Source organism: Brasilonema octagenarum UFV-OR1 (assembly GCF_963888615.1).
GTDB lineage: Bacteria > Cyanobacteriota > Cyanobacteriia > Cyanobacteriales > Nostocaceae > Brasilonema > Brasilonema sennae.
Genome location: NZ_CAWPKW010000281.1, coordinates 1 through 19091 on the forward strand (window position 1 = coordinate 1; position 19091 = coordinate 19091).

Below are 19091 nucleotides of genomic sequence, written 5' to 3' on the forward strand. Positions count from 1 at the left end.
CCTTCGGGTTCGCCAGATGCCTGGCTGTCGGGAAACCCTCCCGCAGCACTGGTCTCACCGCCTGCAGGACTGGACTCACCAATGACTAATGACCAATGACTGCTGATATTCTGATTCTCTCAAATGGTCCTGGGGAAGTAACAACTTGGGTGCGCCCAGTCGTTAGGCAATTACGCCAACAACTGGGAGATGACCGAAATAAAATAAGAATTTCTGTGGTTTTGTCACCTTGCCCAAACTCCAGTGGTAAAGAAGCAGATATTGCGAAATCTTATCCTGAAGTTGACCGAGTGCAGTCAGCAGAACATTTTTGGCAGTTCTTGCTTTGGGGAAAGACATTTGAAAATTGGGACTGGTACAAGCGCGGTGTTGTTGTTTTTCTGGGCGGGGATCAGTTTTTCTCCGTTGTCATCGGCAAAAGGCTAGGGTATCGCACCGTTGTTTACGCTGAATGGGATGCACGTTGGTACAGCATGATTGACCGCTTTGGAGTGATGAAAGCTACAGTGGCTGAGCGTGTTCCTCAGAAATTTGCCCACAAGTTTAGCGTTGTGGGAGATTTGATGCAAGAAGCCCAGGGTTTGGAAGCAAGCGAAGCTGAGGATCTGGGGATCTGGGGAGAAAATTCCTCTAATCCGCCCACTCAGCACTCACAACCCAGCACCGAACTGATTGGTGTTTTGCCTGGTTCAAAGCCATCAAAATTGATGCAAGGGGTTCCTTTAACGTTGGCAATTGCGGAATACGTCCATAGCAAGAGACCACAAACCAAGTTTGTCATACCTGTTGCCCCGACTTTAGACTTACAAACTTTAGCTAAGTTTGCCGATCCAAAGAAAAATTCTTTTGTTCAAACCTTTGGTTTTAGTGGTGCTTCTTTAATTGTCCCAGAACTTGTCCCAGAAATCGGCACTCATTCAGAGCGTCCCTTCTTGAAGACAGGAACAGGTTTATGTGTTCAGCTGTGGACTCAGACGCCTGCATACGATTTATTATCCCAGTGCTGTCTGTGCCTAACGACAGTTGGGGCAAACACTGCTGAACTGGGTGCTTTAGCTGTACCAATGATTGTTTTGCTACCAACACAACAGCTAGATGCTATGAGATCTTGGGATGGTTTGCCCGGACTGCTAGCAAATTGGCCTTTGGTTGGTTCTGGTTTTGCGAAGATGATTAACTGGCTGGTACTGAGAAGATTGGGTTTGCTAGCATGGCCCAATATTTGGGCGCAAGAAATGGTCGTACCAGAATTAGTTGGTAAACTTCAATCCCAAGAAGTAGGAGAAATGGTTTTAGATTTTCTTGCTCATCCAGAAAAGTTAGCAGAAATTCGATCAAAGCTGCAGAGTATCCGAGGTGAACCGGGTGCAGCACAAAAGCTAGCAACTTTAGTAGAGGAAGAATTAACTAACTAAGGACACGTCACTCGCTTAGCTCAAATTCAAAATTAAAAAAAGGAGTATAGGAAGGCAAATACAAGAGTGTCCGGACTTTTTTGTTTGATTTGCGTTACTATATGTAAGTAAGCACTTACATGTTTTTGGATGATGAGTAATTTAAAACCAGGAGCAGCAAAAACGCGTAAACGCTTACTCAAAGCAGCTATTGAAGTTTTTTCTGCTGCAGGAGTTCTTGGAGCCACTACTCGTGAAATTGCACGAGTAGCAGGAGTGAACGAAGTTACTTTATTTCGTCACTTCCAGAGCAAAGAGCAACTTCTGAGCGCGGTTGCTGAACATGTTACCGCATTAATAGCAGAAACACTTGCTCACCAAGATGAATGGACGCAAGATTTGCGGCGCGATTTACTGCACTATGCCCAGCTTTATGATCAGATGCTTGGAGAGCATGAAGCGCTGGTTCGGATGTTCATTGGTGAAGCTCAGCGACACCCTGATGAAGCCCTGCAAGTCTTCCAACAATCGAGTCAACCTTTGCGTGAAAAGCTTGTTGCGTATCTATGCAATGGAATTGAGCGTGGAACTGTCCGTTCCGATGTAGAGTTGTCCCTTGCAGTGGATGTATTCACTGGAATGCTATTGGCTGGAATGTTACGCCGTCATGTCTGGTCGATTTCACGGGATTATAGCCGCGATCGCTACATCGAAGAGTGTGTCGATCTATTTGTACGCAGCATTGGCACATCGGTTTCAAATCCAAGCTATCACTCGACTTGATCGTGATTTGAGCGTTGTTTGTGCTGCACTACATGAAAACACGTAGCACCTGCCGTGCGTTCTTAAATCTTATATCCGACCCACGCGTACCCTCAACTATCACCAATCGTTTTTTCTGAATTATAAAATAATATGTCATTTCTAATACTAAACATAGATAAATTCGTCATTCTGTTTTCTGTTCTTTATATGTCATTGTTAAAACTAAATACAAGTAGATTGGTCGTTCTGTTGCCTGTTCCCTGCTAAGCGCTCCCTAAAAATCTGTAGTGTGACACCCCAAGGTGCGCGTGGGTGGTTATCTTCTTAAATTTCACATTTAATCAAATTGTCATTTTGTAGTCGGATCGCTTGAGAACAACATGAAGCAAGGGGAATCAACTAATCTCTCAACTCCAGAGCCACCTGTTACTTACAATGGCAATGGTGCGACATTAAAACCAACATTAAAACCAAACGAGCAGAAAACAGAGCCAGTCATAGAGGAAGATACGGCTACTTCTAATAACACTGTCGTCGAGCAACAGGAAAACATTGATGAGGATGAAGCTGTTGATGAAAATAAGCAGCACAAATCTGGTAAGCATCGAAAATGGATACTGCTGCTAGGTGGTGCGATCGCCTTCGCCGTTGCAGGAGTCTTCGGATTGCGATGGTGGCAGTTTGAAAGTACCCATGTCACCACCGATAACGCCCAAATCGATGGACACCTGTCGCCGGTTTCTGCCAAAATTTCTGCAACGGTTCAGCAAGTCTTAGTCAAGGAGGGCGAACGCGTGAAACTAGGACAGCCCTTAATCGTTCTGGAAAATCAGGATTTAAACCTACAAGCACATCAAGCAGAAGCGAATTTGGCGAACGCCAAAGCTCAACTGCAAAAGGCGGCTGATACTGTGAGCGTGACTCGCCAAACAAATCCCACGCAGGTACAACAAGCTCAGGCAAAGCTAGCAGCAAGTGTATCTGCTGTGAAAGCAGCACAAGCCAATGTTAATCAAGCTCAGGCAAAGATTGAGACAAATCAGGCGAATGTAGCTCAAGCACAAACTGAGGTTAACAAAACCCAGGCGGATTTTCGTCGCTACCAAGCCCTTTACCGGGAAGGGGCAATCTCAGCTCAACAGTTTGATACCGCACAAGCTGGATACAAAAATGCTGAAGCAGGGCTAGTAGCTGCACAGAAAAGTGTTGCTCAAACCCAGGCAGAGTTCCTAAATGCTCAAGCCCAACTTCAAACAGCTCAAGCTCAGGTAGAACAAGCCAAGGGGCAGCTGCAAGAAACGCAAATCTCTGGGCAAAATCTAACTGTGCAAAAAGACGAGCTGCAAGCGGCGCAAGCGCAAATGAGACAAACTGATGCCACCCTAGCCTTGGCACGTCAGCAACTGGAATACACCAGGATTTACGCTCCAGTGACCGGGTATATCGGTCGTTTGACGGCTCAGGTGGGACAAAAAGTCCAGATTGCACAACCCCTACTATCGGTGGTACCGCTCCAGACGGATGAGGTTTATGTAGAGGCGAATTTGAAGGAAACGGCACTGGGACGGGTACACATTGGGCAAAAGGCAGACGTTGAAGTGGATGCCTATCCTGGAGAAACGTTTCACGCTCATGTCGCAGGTATCAGCCCTGCCACTGGATCTAGCTTTGCCCTCATCCCACCCGACAATGCGACAGGGAACTTTAATAAAGTCGTGCAGTGGGTTCCGATACGTTTAGTGTTTGACTCGAATACTGATCCAGAACACAAACTCAGACCTGGATTGAACGTCACAGTCATAGTGGATACGACCTCTGTTGCAAAAAACAGATCCACAAACGCTAGATATTAATCACTCAGCCTTCAGTTTATATTAACTTTCTATCAACAATGGCTATAACCGATGATTCTTCATCTCGTTCAGAGCGAGCGACTGGTTCAAAAAACTCGAAAGGTTCTGCTTATAATTCCGCAGGTTATGTGCAAGGACCACTGAAGTGGGCGATCGCACTGACGGCATCGTTAGGCGCAATTTTGGAAGTTATTGATACCAGTATTGTAAACGTTGCCCTGACTGATATTCAAGCCACATTGGGGGCAACCGTGAGTGAAGTCGGTTGGGTGGTGAGTGGCTATGCGATCGCCAACGTTATTCTGATTCCACTCTCTGCCTGGTTAGGAGATGTCTTTGGTAAAAAAAACTACTTTGTCTTTTCAATGATAGGATTCACATTCGCCTCAGTGGTGTGTGGCCTTTCTCCCAATCTGCCCATTTTAATCATTGCTCGCATTGTTCAGGGATTATTTGGCGGTGGACTACTTGCCAAAGCGCAAGCCATCTTATTTGAAACGTTTCCACCTGCGGAGCAAGGTGTTGCCCAATCGGTGTTTGGAGTTGGGGTGATATCTGGACCGGCGATTGGTCCGACTTTAGGAGGCTTTCTTACTGATAATTTAGGCTGGGAGTGGATTTTCTTCATTAACCTGCCGATTGGTCTTGTGGCAGTGGCAATGTCGATATTCTTTTTGCGCCCCGATCCTCCAAAAAATCAGCAAACTCAACAACCCGTTGATTGGTGGGGAATTGGGCTATTGGCGATCGCAGTCGGTAGTTTGCAAACTGTTTTAGAAGAAGGCGAACGAGACGATTGGTTTGAATCGAGTTTTATCACTACTCTGGCTATTACTGGTGTCGTTGGGCTGGCGTTATTTATTTGGCGAGAATTAACTATAAAAGCACCTGCGGTGCAGTTGCGGGTATTGCGTCACCGTTCATTAGCAGCGGGTAGCGTCTACTCTGGCATTTTGGGCATGGGGCTTTATGGTGCGCTGTTTGCTGTGCCGTTATTTACTCAAAGCGTATTGGGATTTTCCGCAACACAAACCGGATGGTTACTGGCTCCTGGTGCGTTAGCATCAGCGATTGTCATGGTTTTGCTGGGTAAGATTTCCGGCAAAGTGGATGCCCGCCTGCTCATTGGTATAGGGGCAGTTGGTTCGGCGCTGGTTATGTTTAACCTTAGCAAAATTACGCCTCAAACAGGTACCGATGATTTATTCTGGCCTCTAATTTGGCGGGGGGCTGTGACGGTTCTCATGTTTTTGCCATTAAGCTTGGCAACTTTAGGTCCATTGCCCAAGAAGGATGTTTCTGCTGGTTCCGGCTTTTATAATCTTACTCGTCAGTTAGGTGGCAGTATTGGGATTGCAATCTTGACAACCATGTTGGAGCAACGGGAAGCCTTCCACTCAGCAGTACTGCTGGCAAAGTTAACTCCTTACGATTTAGAAACTCAGCAACGCCTTGATGCGTTGACTGGCGTTTTTCAGAGCCGAGGCTCAGATGCGACAACAGCTCAACAACAGGCGTTTGCAAGCCTGAAACAATTGGTCAGCACGCAAGCAGCAATTTTATCCTACGCAGATATTTTTCATTTTGTCGGCATTGTGTTCCTCTGTTCCTTAGTATTGCTGATGTTCTTGGGTAAAGGGGGTGCAGGTGCGAAGGCTCCTATGGATCATTAATCAAATAGCACGCTTGTTAAGCGATCGCTTGCAGCGTTATTTTCAGCGCGCCTTTATGGCTCAAGTAGTTAAGGAGGTAACGCAAAGGTGCTGTTAGGTTTCAAGACAGAACTAAAACTCACAATCAACAAGCGCACAGCATTGATGAAGCATTGAGGCTCCGCACCATGTCTTACTTTGTCGGCGAATGCTACAAGTCTAGCCTGAATTCCTATGCAGATTAGACTTGTGCATCTTTATTCAGAAATGCTATGAGCTAACCCATTTTTTGCACTGCACTCAGCATGAAATTAATCCGCTGCTCAAAGTCTAGCTTTTGAATATCTGCTGTAAATTTGTCCGTTTCAGCAGGTAGTTGATAGTCAGACGGCATTCCTATGATGGTTCCGTTCTCCATTCCTTGTGCCAGCATCAGCCAAACATCTAATTTGGCATTGGGACTTAGAGAGTCATAACCACTACTGCTATCGGTAGCTGCACCTTTAATAAGGTCGCGTTGTGCTTGCAGTTGTTCTTCCTTAGACAAACTCTGGATTCCGTCAAACAGTGCCTTAGCTGGTACTTCTACGCTTTGAGGTGGTGCTGGGTTTAGTTGGTCTTTCATATCCAGGTAACCGAACCAAAGTAGGGCTAGTTGAGTATCCACATCAAAGCGTTGAAAAGCTTCCAGAGCTGGTTTTATGCTTTCGTCAACTGTGTAGGTCATAAAAAACTCCAAGCAAGTTAAAGTTATTCTCAATTTCCTGAGTGACTAAGAAAATTTGCTCTTAGTAACTTTACACAAGTTAACTAATAAATAAAGATAGATAACCCTACTTAGGGTAGGAATAAAACTCACTACACAAGATAGATTACCGTTGTGGTAAATGGTTTAGTTGTTTCCCTGAATACAGTGAAGTATCACCAACTGAAAGCGACAAGGTGATTGCGTTTGATCCACCAAACCGCACTTTCTTAACTGGCTACAATGGCGAGAATGTCCAAAGTCCAGTCAGATATCAATTGGTAGTGAAATCTGTCAGAGCAAAAAGCTATAAAAGTTTACTTTAACCGCCCCTCCTCACACTGGACACACTGATTTGGGAGTAAAATAGAGAGAGCACTGATTTTTCCAGCATCATAGGGCTTGTGGCTGAGCACAGACAACTTGGAGGGATATACAAAATGATCAAGACAAGTTACGACTTTGACCAAGCTATTCTACCTGCAGGTTCTTCATTAAAGACTAATATTCTGCTGCGTTTTCGTGCTGACATAGCTGAATCTCCCCGACGTAACCTTAACCTTTCTCTTGTCATTGATCGCTCAGGTTCTATGGCAGGTGGTTCCTTGCATCATGCACTCAAAGCTGCTGAATCTGTGGTGGATCAACTTGAGCCAGACGACATTCTCTCAGTGGTTGTTTACGACGATGAAGTGGACAGTGTTGTGCCACCCCAGCCTGTGACTGACAAAGCCGCGCTGAAAAATTCCATACGCAAGGTGAGAGCCGGTGGTATTACCAACTTATCCGGCGGATGGCTCAAAGGCTGCGAACATGTGAAGAAGCAACTTGATCCGCAAAAAATCAACCGTGTTCTCCTGCTTACCGATGGTCACGCCAATATGGGCATTCAAGACCCTAAGGTACTCACAGCCACATCAGGGCAAAAAGCTGAGGAAGGCATCACTACAACTACCTTAGGTTTTGATCAGGGTTTCAATGAAGACCTCCTGATTGGTATGGCAAGGGCTGCCAACGGCAACTTCTACTTCATTCAGAGCATCGACGAAGCAACGGAAGTGTTTAGCATTGAGCTAGATTCTCTGAGGGCAGTAGTGGGACAGAACCTCAAGGTGACACTTGAGTTGGCTGATGGTGTCAGCCTCGTTGATACTTTAAGTCTTGCGAAAGTCAGCCAGAATGAGGCGGGTCTTGCTGTCATTACCCTGGGGGAACTTTATGAAGGTGAAGACAAACTTCTAGGGTTGAGTTTGCTGATATCCTCTGCTCAAATTGGCGAGTTACCTGTGATGAAGCTGCATTACAGCGCTGATGTTGTTCAAGACGACTTGATTCAAAGCGTGTCAGGCACAGCAGATATCATTGCCAAAGTTGGCACCGTTGAGGAAGCAGCTCTTGCCTCTACGAGCCGTATTATCCTTGAACTGAGCCGCCTCACCATTGCTAAGGCTAAAGAAACTGCCCTCGACCTAGCGGAACATGGCAGACATCAGGAAGCTGAGCAAATCCTCCGTGCGGTTGTGCAAGAGCTGCGGGATAAAGGATTGAATGAGAATTTTGAAATTGCTGAAGAGATAGATCAGCTGGAGTATTTCGCGGGTCGGATCGCCCAAAAAGCTCTAGGCAATGCGGGACGAAAAGAACTGCTGGATCAGACTTACCAGACGATGACGCGCAATCGCAGCGATTTGGTGGGTCGTGGTGTCACTGCTGGCGATGAAGTGTTCGCGATGCCAGTTGTGAATGAAGTCGGTTCTGGTGTTGAACTGTACTGCGTTCGTGAAGGGGGTAAGCTGCGAGTAAAAGTGATGTCCGAGGGTTATGATTCAACCAAAAACGTCCAGTTTCCCCGATCAATTCGTGCCGAAGGAGCACGCTATGTCGTTGAAAAACTAGAACTCTCAAGCGATAGCAGTTTCTACCGTGTAAACGGCAACATCACCCGTTTTGCTCAACCTGGTGAAGCAGATATCTTCGTTGCCCATAGGCAATCGAGGTCAGCTAGCACAGGCAAAGCTTCCAAAGGTCCTGCCAGTGCTGCCGACCTCCCCACAACTGACACTACGAAGGACGGCATTCTAGTTCAGTGTGTCAAAGATGGCAGCAAGCTACGTGCTAGAGTGGTTTCTGATGGATATGAACCGGATTGGAACATGCGTTTTCCCCGCTCCGTTCGCGAGGAAGGAATGCTTTACGTTGTTGATGAAATCAAAACAGCACCTGATGGCAAATCTTATATTGCGTGTGGTGAAATTAAGCGATTTGTTCAACCTACCATTACAAATTAGGGGTGTAAGGGTGTAAGGGTGTAGGGGTGTAAGTGGAATTGATTCACGGTTTTTCTTTTTCAGCAGGACTTACGCAAAAAAATGAAAAAAAACCGCATAGACGCAGAGCGGCTTCCCGCAGGGTAGGACGCAAAGAACACGAAGTTAAGAGGGTTTAAAAGAGTTTTTGCGTAAGTCCTATTTAGGATTTACGCTTTTCAACGTAATTCCGTCATTAATTACGAATTACGAATTTACGCCTCAATCAGAGGATGATAGTCATCTGGGTTGTCAAAGCCTGCAATCCAGGCAGCTGCTTGATGACAACTCCGCATATAAGGGGGAACGCGTAGGATATGAGTGTGTCCTGTGGATGGACAAGTGACTTTCAAGACCATAAGTGGTTCGTCATCCTCAAAAGGAATGTAGACAAGTTGACGTTCTCCACCAGCGTCTCTATCGCGATCGCGAATCAATCCTCCCACTTGCTGCAAAAATGTCTCGTATCCCAGACGCTCAATGAGCACGCGACGCAACTCAACATTTTCTACATTCAGGATATCTTGCCCCGTTATGGACTGCGATTCAAAGGCAATGCTATCACTCACCCGCACGCCTCGCCAATGCAAAACGAAACCATGCCCCGCAGGCAGACTGGTAATCCCACTTCCAGCCAACTCGATCCAATAAGTGACGTGGAGACCTTTGGGAAGGATCGTGAGGTTCACACAGTCTCTAATATCTAGACTTTCACAGGTGAGATTTTCAGGTAGATTGTAAAGAGCCGACGCCCCACTTAAATCCAGATGACCCAAAACGCGCATACCATCCCATGCGCGATGCTCAAGGATGAGTTTTCGACCACGTTCTGCAGATACAGGCTCGTGGCTTTCGCTTGGACGCTGCTTAACTGGTTTATTAGGCACACGTCCGTTCGACATCATCCTAAACATTAGTCGGTTACCTCTACGTAAGCATCAGGGCGGTATTCACGTTGTCTCCACACGCGGTAAAGTCCTTGAGGTAATTCAATCGCCCGATGTTCTTCATGAATCAATGTGGCACTTGGTTCTTTAACCTCTAGAAAAAGGTTACTACCATGCACCCACAACTGAACAGCATTAGATTGCTGAATGCGATGGCTGTGTCCTGTGACTTCACCATGAGCCAGAGTAGCACCTACACGCTTTTGAGCACCAACTGGTAAACTAGCAATTCGTCCGATCAGAACGTCGCCGTGTCTGTAGAGAATACCAGTTTGGTTAGCTTGGGAGTTTTTACGGTTATTCAACATGTATTAATCATACAATACCTTTGCCAAAAATAAAGCTCTTGGATTCGTAGACTGCTGTACTAGTTTGGCATCTACCCTGCGGGACATGATGTCAGCTATCTTTTCTATTATCTTTAGGACGTGAAAGACAGCTAGTTTTGGCGTGCATTATTTTCACCGACTTAACTCTTATTTCAAAATTTGATATGAAACAACTAGAAGCAGTCGTTGCCAATATTAACGACTTAAAAGATGGTGAAATGCAACAGGTGTGTGTCGGCGAGACAGAAGTTTTGCTGAGCCGATTGGATGGAAAGTTTTATGCCGTCGGCGCACATTGTAGTCATTATAAAGCACCACTGGCAGAGGGGGTGTTAAGTGGGCATCATGTTGTTTGCCCTTGGCACAATGCCTGTTTTGATGTGACAAATGGCGACCAAACAGAGCCTCCTGGCTTGGATTCTTTAGCGTGCTATACGGTACGCATTGAAGGTGAAAACGTCATTGTCAGCGTACCAGAGAAAACAACGGGGTTGCGATTGCCCTCAATGGCGCAATTCGACCCCAACGTTGATAAACGCACATTTGTTATTTTAGGAGCGGGGGCGGCTGGTTCTCATGCTGCAGAAGCTTTGCGAGTAGCTGGATATCAGGGGCGAATCGTCATGATTACTCAGGAAGACAAGCTGCCCTATGATCGCACCAAGCTTAGTAAAGACTACTTAATTGGTGAGACATCCTCTGAGGAAATGCCGTTGCGCTCGCCAGATTTCTACAAAGAACACAATATTGAAGTGCTGTTTAATAAGCGAGTTGAGCAGGTGACAACAGGTGCAATCGCTTTGAGTGATGGTGATTCGTTGACTTATGATGCCCTGTTGGTAGCAACAGGAGGAAAGCCAGTAAGTCTCGATATTCCAGGTGCAGACTTACAGAACATTTTCACATTACGTAGTTTTGATGATACCAATCGCGCTTTGGCACTCACCGAGCAAAAAAAACAGGTGGTGGTGATTGGTTCGAGTTTTATCGGTATGGAAGTGGCTGCGGGATTGACTCAGCGAGGCTCACAGGTAACCGTTGTTTCGCCCGATTCTGTACCTTTTGAAAAAATCTTGGGTGAGCAAATTGGCAAGCAATTTCAGCAGGTTCATCAGGAGAATGGCGTTTCCTTTAAGTTGGGTAGGAAAGCGGTTCGATTTGAAGGTAGTAGCAAGGTAGAAGCTGTAATATTAGATAATGGCGATCACTTAACAGCCGATATAGTCATTGTAGGAATTGGCGTACAGCCAGCAACAGAATTTCTTGGGGGTGTTAATTTGCATTCCAAAGATAAGAGTGTTGTTGTTGATGAATACTTGCGTGCGGCTGAGGGTATTTACGCAGCAGGCGATATAGCTCGTTATCCCGACTGGCGTACAGGAGAACCAATTCGCGTTGAACACTGGCGAGTTGCGGCAGAGCAAGGGCGGATTGCAGCTCATAACATGGCAGGAAAAGCAGTCAAATTTAAAGGACTTCCTATTTTCTGGACAATGCAATTCAAATTTCCCTTGCGCTACGTTGGACATGCTGAAAGTTGGGATGAGATGATTGTGGATGGCGATCTGCAAAAACAGGAATTTATTGCTTTCTATGTGAAAAATAATCAAGTATTGGCAGTTGCAACCAGCCATCGGGATACCGAAACAGCGGCTATCTTTGAACTGATGCGTTCCAACCAGATGCCAACACTCGATGAATTACGCAGCGGTGCAGTTGATTTCGTTCAGAGACAGCGTCAAGTTAACAGCAAGTCCTAGGCTGTCGGCAGACCATGCACGGCAGTGGCATCTCAATCTATTTAGGACTTACGCACACTCTACGAATTCTTGGCGCTCTTGGCGACGCCAGTCACCTACGGAGGGAAACCCTCCTGCAGCGCTGGCTCGTCTTGGCGGTTCGATAAATAAAGCTTTTTGGCTATTTTTGCCTAAGTCCTACTATTGATGGGGTTTTCCCGTATTTCTCTATAGAAGGCTTGACCCCTACTTTCTCAACCTAAAACGCACCGGCATTCTGTCGGATGGATAAATCAAAAGGTTCTGCTGTAACTGTTCTACAGATGAACGACCGTTAACTAACTCCCAGTCGAAGTAACGCAACAATAATGCCAGCATCACCGTTGCTTCCAGCATTGACAGATGCTCTCCCAAGCAACGATGATAACCTGAGCCAAAGTCTATCATTGGAAGTAAACTACTTTCCTTACTCTTGTCTAACCAACGCTCCGGCAAAAATTCTTCGCTCTGAGGATAGACTTCTGGATCTCGTCCAGCAGCAAGCATTGACCAGAATACTTTCGTACCACGAGGAATAAGCTTACCTTCAATAACAATGTCACGTTGAGCTTCCAATGAAGTCGAGCCGGAGGCAACTGAATAAAGGCGCAAAGTCTCCTTGATAATAGCGCGAACGTAAGCCAGTTCTTTTAGGGTTTCTGTATTAATGCCACCTCGACTTTGGCAAGCTTGGTCAACTACAGCCTGTGCATGCTGAAAAACCCTTTGATTTAAGGTCAACTCTGCTACTGCAAAGGATAAAGTATGAGCTGTAGTGTCAGTACCAGCTATTAACAATTCTATAGTTTCTGCTATGAGTGTTTCCCGATTGTATTTCGGTTCTTTGGCGGCTATTTTCACTAACATTGATTCTTGGAACAAAGGACTTACCTGTGGTAGCTCGGTTTTGTTTTGTTCTCTCATCTGTAAAGCTAAGTCTACTCTGGGAGTAATAAACTCCTCTAAAAATCGCCTTGCTGCCCAATAATCTCGTGAATTTTTAGTTGGCAAATATTTCATCCATCTCTTCTCGCCAGTAGCTACCCGTAGGAAGCGATAGCCTACAACAGACATTGCCTCGTATACCTTGAGAACTTCGAGGGGTGGTCCTTCATGACTGGTGCTCTTTTTATCTACAGGAATCCCCAGTACTAGACAGCAAATCACCCTCATCGTCAGTTCTACAAACAGAGGATCTACCTGAACTTCTTTTGGTGGAGCGGTTTCTTTAAGTGTGTCGATGACTTGTTCGCAAGCTTGGCTAATAATCTCAACATATTTGAACAGACTGCTAGAACTAAATTCGGGGTTCCAAGCCTTGCGTCGCCACTGCCACTCAGTCCCGTTTTGACCGAGAAGAATCGGCCCACTGATATCGTTCCAAGCTTTGCTCGCTCTCTGGGACCTAACTAGGCTCCCGTCTCTCATCCCATTTACAATAGTGTCTTCAATAACTTTTGGCTTACTCAAAACCAGAACTGGATTGCCAGTCCAGAAGACATACATTGGTCCTAGCTGCTGGCTCCAATCAAACAATAATTGGAAGTATTTCTTCTGTTTTACTGCTGCTAATATTTGAGGGACATTTCCTAACAGCCAGTGTCTGGGAGGAGAGGGAAGCGAGTCTAGAGATTTGTAAGTGTTCTTTTGTTTCCACCAGCGCCAGCCAAATATGACCGCTATGCTAGTAACACCTGAGACTGTAACTAAATATGGAAATGAGTCAGAAAAAGCAATCTGAGCAGCAATGTTTTGGAACATGAATCCGCCTTTGTCTAACAAAAACTTCAGACTATCCAGATACTAGCGTATTGTTTCGGTGATTCGTTAATGCGATTTTCATGCGAAAATCGACGTTTAGAAAACTCATGGTGCTTCAATATCCACTTACTGAAGAGATGCCCTCTTTGTTCGCGGCACTTTCGGCTGTTGGTAGTGAGCCGCGCTCATTTAATTGTGACGGAGCTTTTTGCTGGCAATGATTATTATTACTATTTATTGGTGATTTTATTCTTTGGAAGTCCGTAAATGAATCGTACTATTAGAGCGCTTGTCACTCTGTCCTGAATGAATGAACTTGTTTAAATCCTTTGAATCTAAGCTAATTTTCCAAAAGCCTTCAAGAGGAGGTGACGAAGATGGTTGAGTGTCGCCTACAAAATTATTATCAGGAATCAAGCCAATACTGAATGCCCTATTCAGAAAAATGTGTCCGAGTTTTCCAAAACCAGAAATATTGCTCGGGTCAGTTATAACCTTCTGCGACAACTGTATAGTAGTTTCGTATCCACCATCAAAGTAGATTGTCGCTCGATTCTGTTTAAAGCGTACCTGAACGTCGTAAACTCCACCAGTTGCACGGTAGTAAGCTTTGGCTGCTAGCTTTGTGCCATCAATATTTTTCCCCTGATACTCAACTGCCATAACAGGTGGCGTCAGCAAAAACAGGGTAGATAAGACTAGCCCTAAGACTTTCATGACTTTGAGTGTGCGTAACTATCGAGCTATATTCCTAGGATAACGCTGTACTAAGCCAAAAATACTATTTTTTCGGTAATACGCATTTTTTTGTATTTTTGTCAATTATGTGAACGGGAAATTCTAATGTCATCGCACAGATGACGATCTTCCTTTGTGACATTAGGGTTGGTCTTCAAATAATCATGTATCCATTCACACCCGCGCTTCAATACCATATCTAGATCCAATAGCTCCAAGTTCCACAGCAGCAAGGTTTTGTCATTACTAGCTGAAGCCAGCAGCTTACCGTCGGGACTCCAAGATATACTCCTAACCCCACTGCTATGCCCTGTGAGTCTCATCAATTCCTTACCCTCAAGGTTCCAGAGTTGGACAGTGCCGTTATCACTTGCTGAAGCCAGTAGTTTGCCGTCGGGGCTAAAACTGACGCTGTGAACCCCGTCACCTTCTACATGATGGATCCAGAGTTGCTTGCGGTTCTCGATACTCCAGAGTTTGATGGTGCTGTCCTTACCTCCCGAAACTAGGAGCTTGTCATCGGGACTCCAAGCGACGCTCCTGACTTCACCGCTATGCCCCCTAAGCGTCTGCACCTTGCGGTTTGTTAAGCTCCAGAGTTTGATGGTGCCATCGCGACTTCCCGAAGCCAACATCTTGCTGTCATGACTGAAGCTGACGCTCCAAATTTCATTGTCATGCCCTTTGAGTGTCCTGATTTCGTTACCGTCTTTGCTCCTAAGTTTGATGGTAGTGCCACTCGTCGAAGCTAACAGCTTACCATCGGGGCTAAAGCTGACACTTCTGACCGCATCATTCTCTTCGTGGTTCCATTCTTTGCCGTGGTTCACCAAGCTCCAGAGTTTGACACTATTGTCCTCACTTCCCGAAGCCAGCATCTTGCCGTCGGGACTCCAAGCGACACTATAAACCTTTCCGCTATGCCCTTGTTTAATCCCCGGCAATTCCTTACCCTCAAGATTCCAGAGTTTGACACTCTTGTCATCACTCCCCGAAGCCAGCATCTTGCCATTAGGGCTAAAGTTGACGCTCCTGACCACATCGTGATGCCCTGTAAGAGTTTTAAGTTCCTTGCCCTCAAAAGTCCAAAGTTTGATGGTTCCGTCAACAGTTCGCCAAGCCAGCATCTTGCCGTCGGGACTCCAAGCAGCGCTTTCGACCCAAGTACTATTTTTAATAGTCCTGAGGATATTGCCTTCAGGACTCCAGAGTATGACGGTTTTGTCAATACTCGCCGAAGTCAACATCTTGCCGTCGGGACTCCAAACTACGCTCCTAACAGAATCGCTATGCCCTTTGAGCGTCCTCAGTTTCTTGCCATCTACCGTTTTCCAGAGTATGACGGTTTTGTCAGAACTCCCCGAAGCCAGCATCTTGCCGTCGGGGCTGAAGCTGAGGCTCTCGACATCTCGATTATGCCCTTTAAGCGTTTTGAGTTCTTTGCCGTCATTCCAGAGTTTGATCATGCCGTCATAACTCCCCGAAGCTAGCATCTTGCCATCAGGACTGAAGCTGACGCTAAGAACCGCAGAGCTATGCCCTTTGAGCGTTCTCAGTTCCTTGCCGTCATTCCAAAGTTTGATGGTGCCGTCATCACTTCCGGAAGCTAGCATCTTACCATCAGGGCTGAAGTTAACGCTCCTGACTTGATCGCTATGCCCTTTGATCGTCCTCAGTTCCTTGCCGTCAAGGCTCCAGAGTTTGATGGTGCGATCGGCACTCCCCGATGCTAGCATCTTACCATCAGGGCTAAAACTGACGCTACCAACGGCACCCTTATGCCCGTTGATCGTCTTGAATTTCTTGCCGTCAAAACTCCAGAGTTTGATGCTGCCGTCATTATTCCCCGATGCTAGCAGTTTACCATCAGCGCTCCAAGCTATGCTCAGGAAATCACCGCTTTGCCCTTCCAAGCGGTTGCGCTCTCTCACCCAGTAAACTGCCTGCTGTAATGCAGTCAAAGCCTCAAACTTAGTATCAGGATCTACTCCAATTGCCCTTTTTAGTTTTTCCCCTGCTTTTATACCTTCTATCAATGCATCAAACTTTTGGTCTGAGGCAAAAAGTTCTTTTGAAGATGCAGTTAGGGTTTTAATCTGAGCCACTTGGTTCTGATACCACTGAAAACCAGCAAATCCCAACACGACGGCGAACCCTGTCGCCACCAAGCCAATTGTCTTGCGGCGGTTGTGGCGCTGGCGCTGGAGACTGCGTTGCACAAACTCAGTTTCTACCTTGTTGAACCAGTTGTCAGTTGAATCAAGTACCTGCTGCAAGAAATCGAGACGTGGATTACGATCCCAAAGAAAGCCTGCCTGTCGCTTTCTTTTCCAAAACTGCTCGAACCAATTACGCGGATTGGGAGTCCAATGAAACGTTGTTGGTTGGTTGCTGTTCCATTCCAGAGCAGCAGGTGTCAACCGCCGTTGTAGAATTATAGTCTCCGGCTGTTGTTGTTTCCAAACCAACAGCTTTTGCCATCCCCGTACTAAGGCATCATGGGCAGGCTCAACACAGCAGTTTCCCTCGCTATCTTCACCTTTGACTAGCAGCCGTGCGTCGGTAAATTGTCGAATCACCTCCTGCACGCGCTCATTTTTGGTTGGAGGATACTCCAGTTCAGACAAGAGTACTTTTCTACGAGCCAACTCACCGCCATCTACTGCCACCATCCGCAGCATCACCTGCTTAATAATAAGTGTATAAGCTTGATCGCGCTTTTGTAACTGCTCATATTCAAAGTCAGCTTTTTGGGTGAGGCTGCGCGTAACGCCACCCAGTTCTTCATAATCTGCTTGAGCGATCGCGCGATCGCTCCTTGTCCCCTTCCTAACACTTTGAATATACTTGAGGTAAAGCTCACTTAGGGTAAACGACAGCAACGGCAGCGTTCCCGGCATCAGCATGACCTCATCAATTAACTGGTCTACCAAAGTGGGTGGCTCAAAAAACATCACTCTGGCAGTAGCTGGTTCCACAATTGCTTGCCGCAATTCTTGCCGCTTCATCCCCGGTACGAGAAACCGAGCTGATGTCCAATACTGCTTTAAGGCAGTATCGCTTAATTGCGGTTCAAAGTCATTTCGCAGTGTTAGCACCAGGCGTAACTGCTCAGGACTTGCCCCGATTGCCTCTGCCAAGCCGCTCAGAAACTTCTCTCGCTCAGTGTTATTGCGGCATAGGGTGACTAATTCTTCACACTGGTCGATGACCAGCAGCAGCTTGGAGTTGGGATTAAGCTGACTCCAATTCGCCAATTTTGCCAGCACGCTTTTTACTCCGGGAATAGCCGCTTCTTTATCAACAACTGGCAAGTTTTCTTGAAGCAGCATTTTATTCAAAGCCCTCAAGGGGGACTCTCCGGGGCGGATAGGAGGGAGGATGCGCCACTGTTGCTGACTTTTCTTCAACTGAGGAATCAATCCGGCTTTGACCAAACTCGACTTACCCGCACCGGAAGCGCCTAGCACAACCGTTAATGAATGCGTCGTGACAAATTCTTGTAGCTTTTGGATCAAAGCAGTTCTACCAAAGAACTTATCGCTGTCTTCTTCTTCAAACGACGCTAATCCCTTGTACGGGTTAGTTTTTTCATTTAGTTTGGGGGCTGGTTTTAATTGATTGCGGTCAAAACCAGGAACGGGAAAAATGTACTCCCCTTTGTCATGCCTCTTAAGTACACAGATTTCGGGAGTCTGTTTGCTAGTAATGTTGTCGCGCAAATAGACGTAGAGTTCAGTTGCAGTGATCACACCATCCTTGGTATAATCTGCCTCTCCGCTGAATGCCTTAAAAAGAAGTTCTGCAAAGGGAGAGTGAGATTGATTCTCGCCCCGCTGCCCAAAACTATACAGGTAATCTGCGGCTTTCTCGTCATCGGCGGCCGAGGTAATCACCTGGTGAGCGCAACCAGCAATAAAGCGATCATAGCGTTCCTGATAGAGTTTGTGCGCTCGCACCACTTGTCTATTGCGTCCTGCCCACCGGAAAGTACCAGCAAAGCAGCAGTCAAGGATAATCAACATATGACGGCACGGCAGTTTGACTAAGGCATCGTGCAGTTGCTGCATAGGTAGCCAAGTCCTGTCATCTTGTTGCCCATCTTGAAGCACGAGGAAACCTGCTGGTCCATCGGCATTGTCTAGTCCATCTTGGGCGAAGCCGTGTCCGGCAAAGTAGAACAGGAATCGATCATTAGGTTCAACGTGGATTTTACTGCCATCGGGTAAAGTAAGGGTTTGCTCCTCAAAAGCTGTAAACAGACTGGTGAGTTTGTCCTTAGTTGCTTCTGTATCTAACAATCGTAGAACTTGGTATTGATACTTTTGCTCCAAGATCAGGGCAAGTTGCTTAGCATCATTGACAGCAGTTTTGAGTTCCGGGATGCCATTGACATAGTGATTGATACCGATAACAACTGCCAGACTGCGTTTAAACTCAGGCATAGTGGAATTTTCACATAGCGGCTTTCCTACGACGCATTGCTCTCAATGCTCTCAATCGTAAATAAACTTACAAACGTAGTCTTGCCTACAGCACGCTACGCGAACGACAAAAAAGTAAACGAGTTGTTATAGATAATGATTATATGATTCAAGTTTTAAACTCTTGTTTTCTTAAAAATACAATATATTGTTCTTATCCCTTGTGTCAACCTTAATTCAGATGCTCTTACCCTATCGCTGGTAAGACTTTTTTCCTTAGTAGGAAGGGGCGATTAAATTGGTGCTGATAACGTTACGAAAATCTTGCAATTACACTTATTTTTCTTAATCATTTGTCATTCATCTTTCTTAACTCAGTAGCCATCATATACTCCCGTA

The 19091-nt window shown here is 46.0% G+C and carries 12 protein-coding genes; 6 read left to right on the forward strand and 6 right to left on the reverse strand.

Features of this window, described 5'->3' with window-relative positions; translation table 11 throughout:
* Window positions 1–95: 95 nt before the first annotated feature.
* The 4 genes from AC5590_RS23995 (at window position 96) to AC5590_RS24010 (ending at window position 5685) form a co-directional block, all read left to right on the forward strand.
* Window positions 96–1415, forward strand: coding sequence for a glycosyltransferase family protein (locus AC5590_RS23995; RefSeq protein ID WP_169265892.1), 1320 nt, complete (start codon window positions 96–98; stop codon window positions 1413–1415).
* Between the two features lie 132 nt (window positions 1416–1547).
* Window positions 1548–2177 (forward strand): TetR/AcrR family transcriptional regulator, encoded by a 630-nt coding sequence (locus tag AC5590_RS24000; RefSeq protein WP_169265919.1) that lies wholly within the window; start codon window positions 1548–1550, stop codon window positions 2175–2177.
* A gap of 362 nt (window positions 2178–2539) precedes the next feature.
* Window positions 2540–4012, forward strand: coding sequence for an HlyD family secretion protein (locus AC5590_RS24005; RefSeq protein ID WP_169265893.1), 1473 nt, complete (start codon window positions 2540–2542; stop codon window positions 4010–4012).
* A 38-nt stretch (window positions 4013–4050) separates the two neighbouring features.
* On the forward strand, window positions 4051–5685 hold the full coding sequence (locus AC5590_RS24010) for a DHA2 family efflux MFS transporter permease subunit (RefSeq protein ID WP_169265894.1): 1635 nt from the start codon (window positions 4051–4053) through the stop codon (window positions 5683–5685).
* 256 nt (window positions 5686–5941) lie between these two features.
* Here the strand turns inward: AC5590_RS24010 and AC5590_RS24015 are convergent, their stop codons facing one another.
* Window positions 5942–6391 carry an orange carotenoid protein N-terminal domain-containing protein gene (locus AC5590_RS24015; protein ID WP_169265895.1) on the reverse strand — a complete coding sequence of 150 codons (450 nt, stop codon included), beginning with the start codon at window positions 6389–6391 and terminating at the stop codon, window positions 5942–5944.
* 458 nt (window positions 6392–6849) lie between these two features.
* On the opposite strand from AC5590_RS24015, the gene AC5590_RS24020 reads away from it, so the two are divergent.
* Window positions 6850–8697, forward strand: a complete 1848-nt coding sequence (locus AC5590_RS24020; protein WP_169265896.1) for a vWA domain-containing protein — start codon at window positions 6850–6852, stop codon at window positions 8695–8697.
* A gap of 233 nt (window positions 8698–8930) precedes the next feature.
* Here AC5590_RS24020 and AC5590_RS24025 read toward each other — a convergent pair whose 3' ends face one another.
* Together AC5590_RS24025 and AC5590_RS24030 are read right to left on the reverse strand one after the other, a co-directional pair.
* A complete protein-coding gene (locus AC5590_RS24025; protein WP_169265897.1) occupies window positions 8931–9629 on the reverse strand; it encodes a DUF6745 domain-containing protein in 699 nt (232 codons plus the stop codon).
* Window positions 9629–9970 carry a DUF8820 family protein gene (locus tag AC5590_RS24030; RefSeq protein WP_169265898.1) on the reverse strand — a complete coding sequence of 114 codons (342 nt, stop codon included), beginning with the start codon at window positions 9968–9970 and terminating at the stop codon, window positions 9629–9631. The genes AC5590_RS24025 and AC5590_RS24030 overlap by 1 nt, the downstream gene beginning before the upstream one ends.
* Window positions 9971–10155: 185 nt before the next feature.
* Here AC5590_RS24030 and AC5590_RS24035 point away from each other — a divergent pair, with 185 nt between their 5' ends.
* Window positions 10156–11751 carry an FAD-dependent oxidoreductase gene (locus tag AC5590_RS24035; RefSeq protein ID WP_169265899.1) on the forward strand — a complete coding sequence of 532 codons (1596 nt, stop codon included), beginning with the start codon at window positions 10156–10158 and terminating at the stop codon, window positions 11749–11751.
* A gap of 225 nt (window positions 11752–11976) precedes the next feature.
* Here AC5590_RS24035 and AC5590_RS24040 read toward each other — a convergent pair whose 3' ends face one another.
* The 3 genes from AC5590_RS24040 to AC5590_RS24050 all read right to left on the reverse strand — a co-directional run bounded on the left by AC5590_RS24040 (window position 11977) and on the right by AC5590_RS24050 (window position 18713).
* A complete protein-coding gene (locus tag AC5590_RS24040) occupies window positions 11977–13530 on the reverse strand; it encodes a cytochrome P450 (protein WP_169265900.1) in 1554 nt (517 codons plus the stop codon).
* A gap of 246 nt (window positions 13531–13776) precedes the next feature.
* On the reverse strand, window positions 13777–14247 hold the full coding sequence (locus AC5590_RS24045) for a hypothetical protein (protein WP_169265901.1): 471 nt from the start codon (window positions 14245–14247) through the stop codon (window positions 13777–13779).
* A gap of 101 nt (window positions 14248–14348) precedes the next feature.
* Window positions 14349–18713 carry an nSTAND1 domain-containing NTPase gene (locus AC5590_RS24050; RefSeq protein ID WP_169265902.1) on the reverse strand — a complete coding sequence of 1455 codons (4365 nt, stop codon included), beginning with the start codon at window positions 18711–18713 and terminating at the stop codon, window positions 14349–14351.
* Window positions 18714–19091 lie beyond the last annotated feature (378 nt).

Coding starts and splice junctions, on each gene's coding strand:
- AC5590_RS23995 (WP_169265892.1), top strand. CDS start 96: ATGACTGCTGATATTCTGATTCTCTCAAATGGTCCTGGGGAAGTAACA.
- AC5590_RS24000 (WP_169265919.1), top strand. CDS start 1,548: ATGAGTAATTTAAAACCAGGAGCAGCAAAAACGCGTAAACGCTTACTC.
- AC5590_RS24005 (WP_169265893.1), top strand. CDS start 2,540: ATGAAGCAAGGGGAATCAACTAATCTCTCAACTCCAGAGCCACCTGTT.
- AC5590_RS24010 (WP_169265894.1), top strand. CDS start 4,051: ATGGCTATAACCGATGATTCTTCATCTCGTTCAGAGCGAGCGACTGGT.
- AC5590_RS24015 (WP_169265895.1), bottom strand. CDS start 6,391: ATGACCTACACAGTTGACGAAAGCATAAAACCAGCTCTGGAAGCTTTT.
- AC5590_RS24020 (WP_169265896.1), top strand. CDS start 6,850: ATGATCAAGACAAGTTACGACTTTGACCAAGCTATTCTACCTGCAGGT.
- AC5590_RS24025 (WP_169265897.1), bottom strand. CDS start 9,629: ATGTTTAGGATGATGTCGAACGGACGTGTGCCTAATAAACCAGTTAAG.
- AC5590_RS24030 (WP_169265898.1), bottom strand. CDS start 9,970: ATGTTGAATAACCGTAAAAACTCCCAAGCTAACCAAACTGGTATTCTC.
- AC5590_RS24035 (WP_169265899.1), top strand. CDS start 10,156: ATGAAACAACTAGAAGCAGTCGTTGCCAATATTAACGACTTAAAAGAT.
- AC5590_RS24040 (WP_169265900.1), bottom strand. CDS start 13,530: ATGTTCCAAAACATTGCTGCTCAGATTGCTTTTTCTGACTCATTTCCA.
- AC5590_RS24045 (WP_169265901.1), bottom strand. CDS start 14,247: ATGAAAGTCTTAGGGCTAGTCTTATCTACCCTGTTTTTGCTGACGCCA.
- AC5590_RS24050 (WP_169265902.1), bottom strand. CDS start 18,713: ATGCCTGAGTTTAAACGCAGTCTGGCAGTTGTTATCGGTATCAATCAC.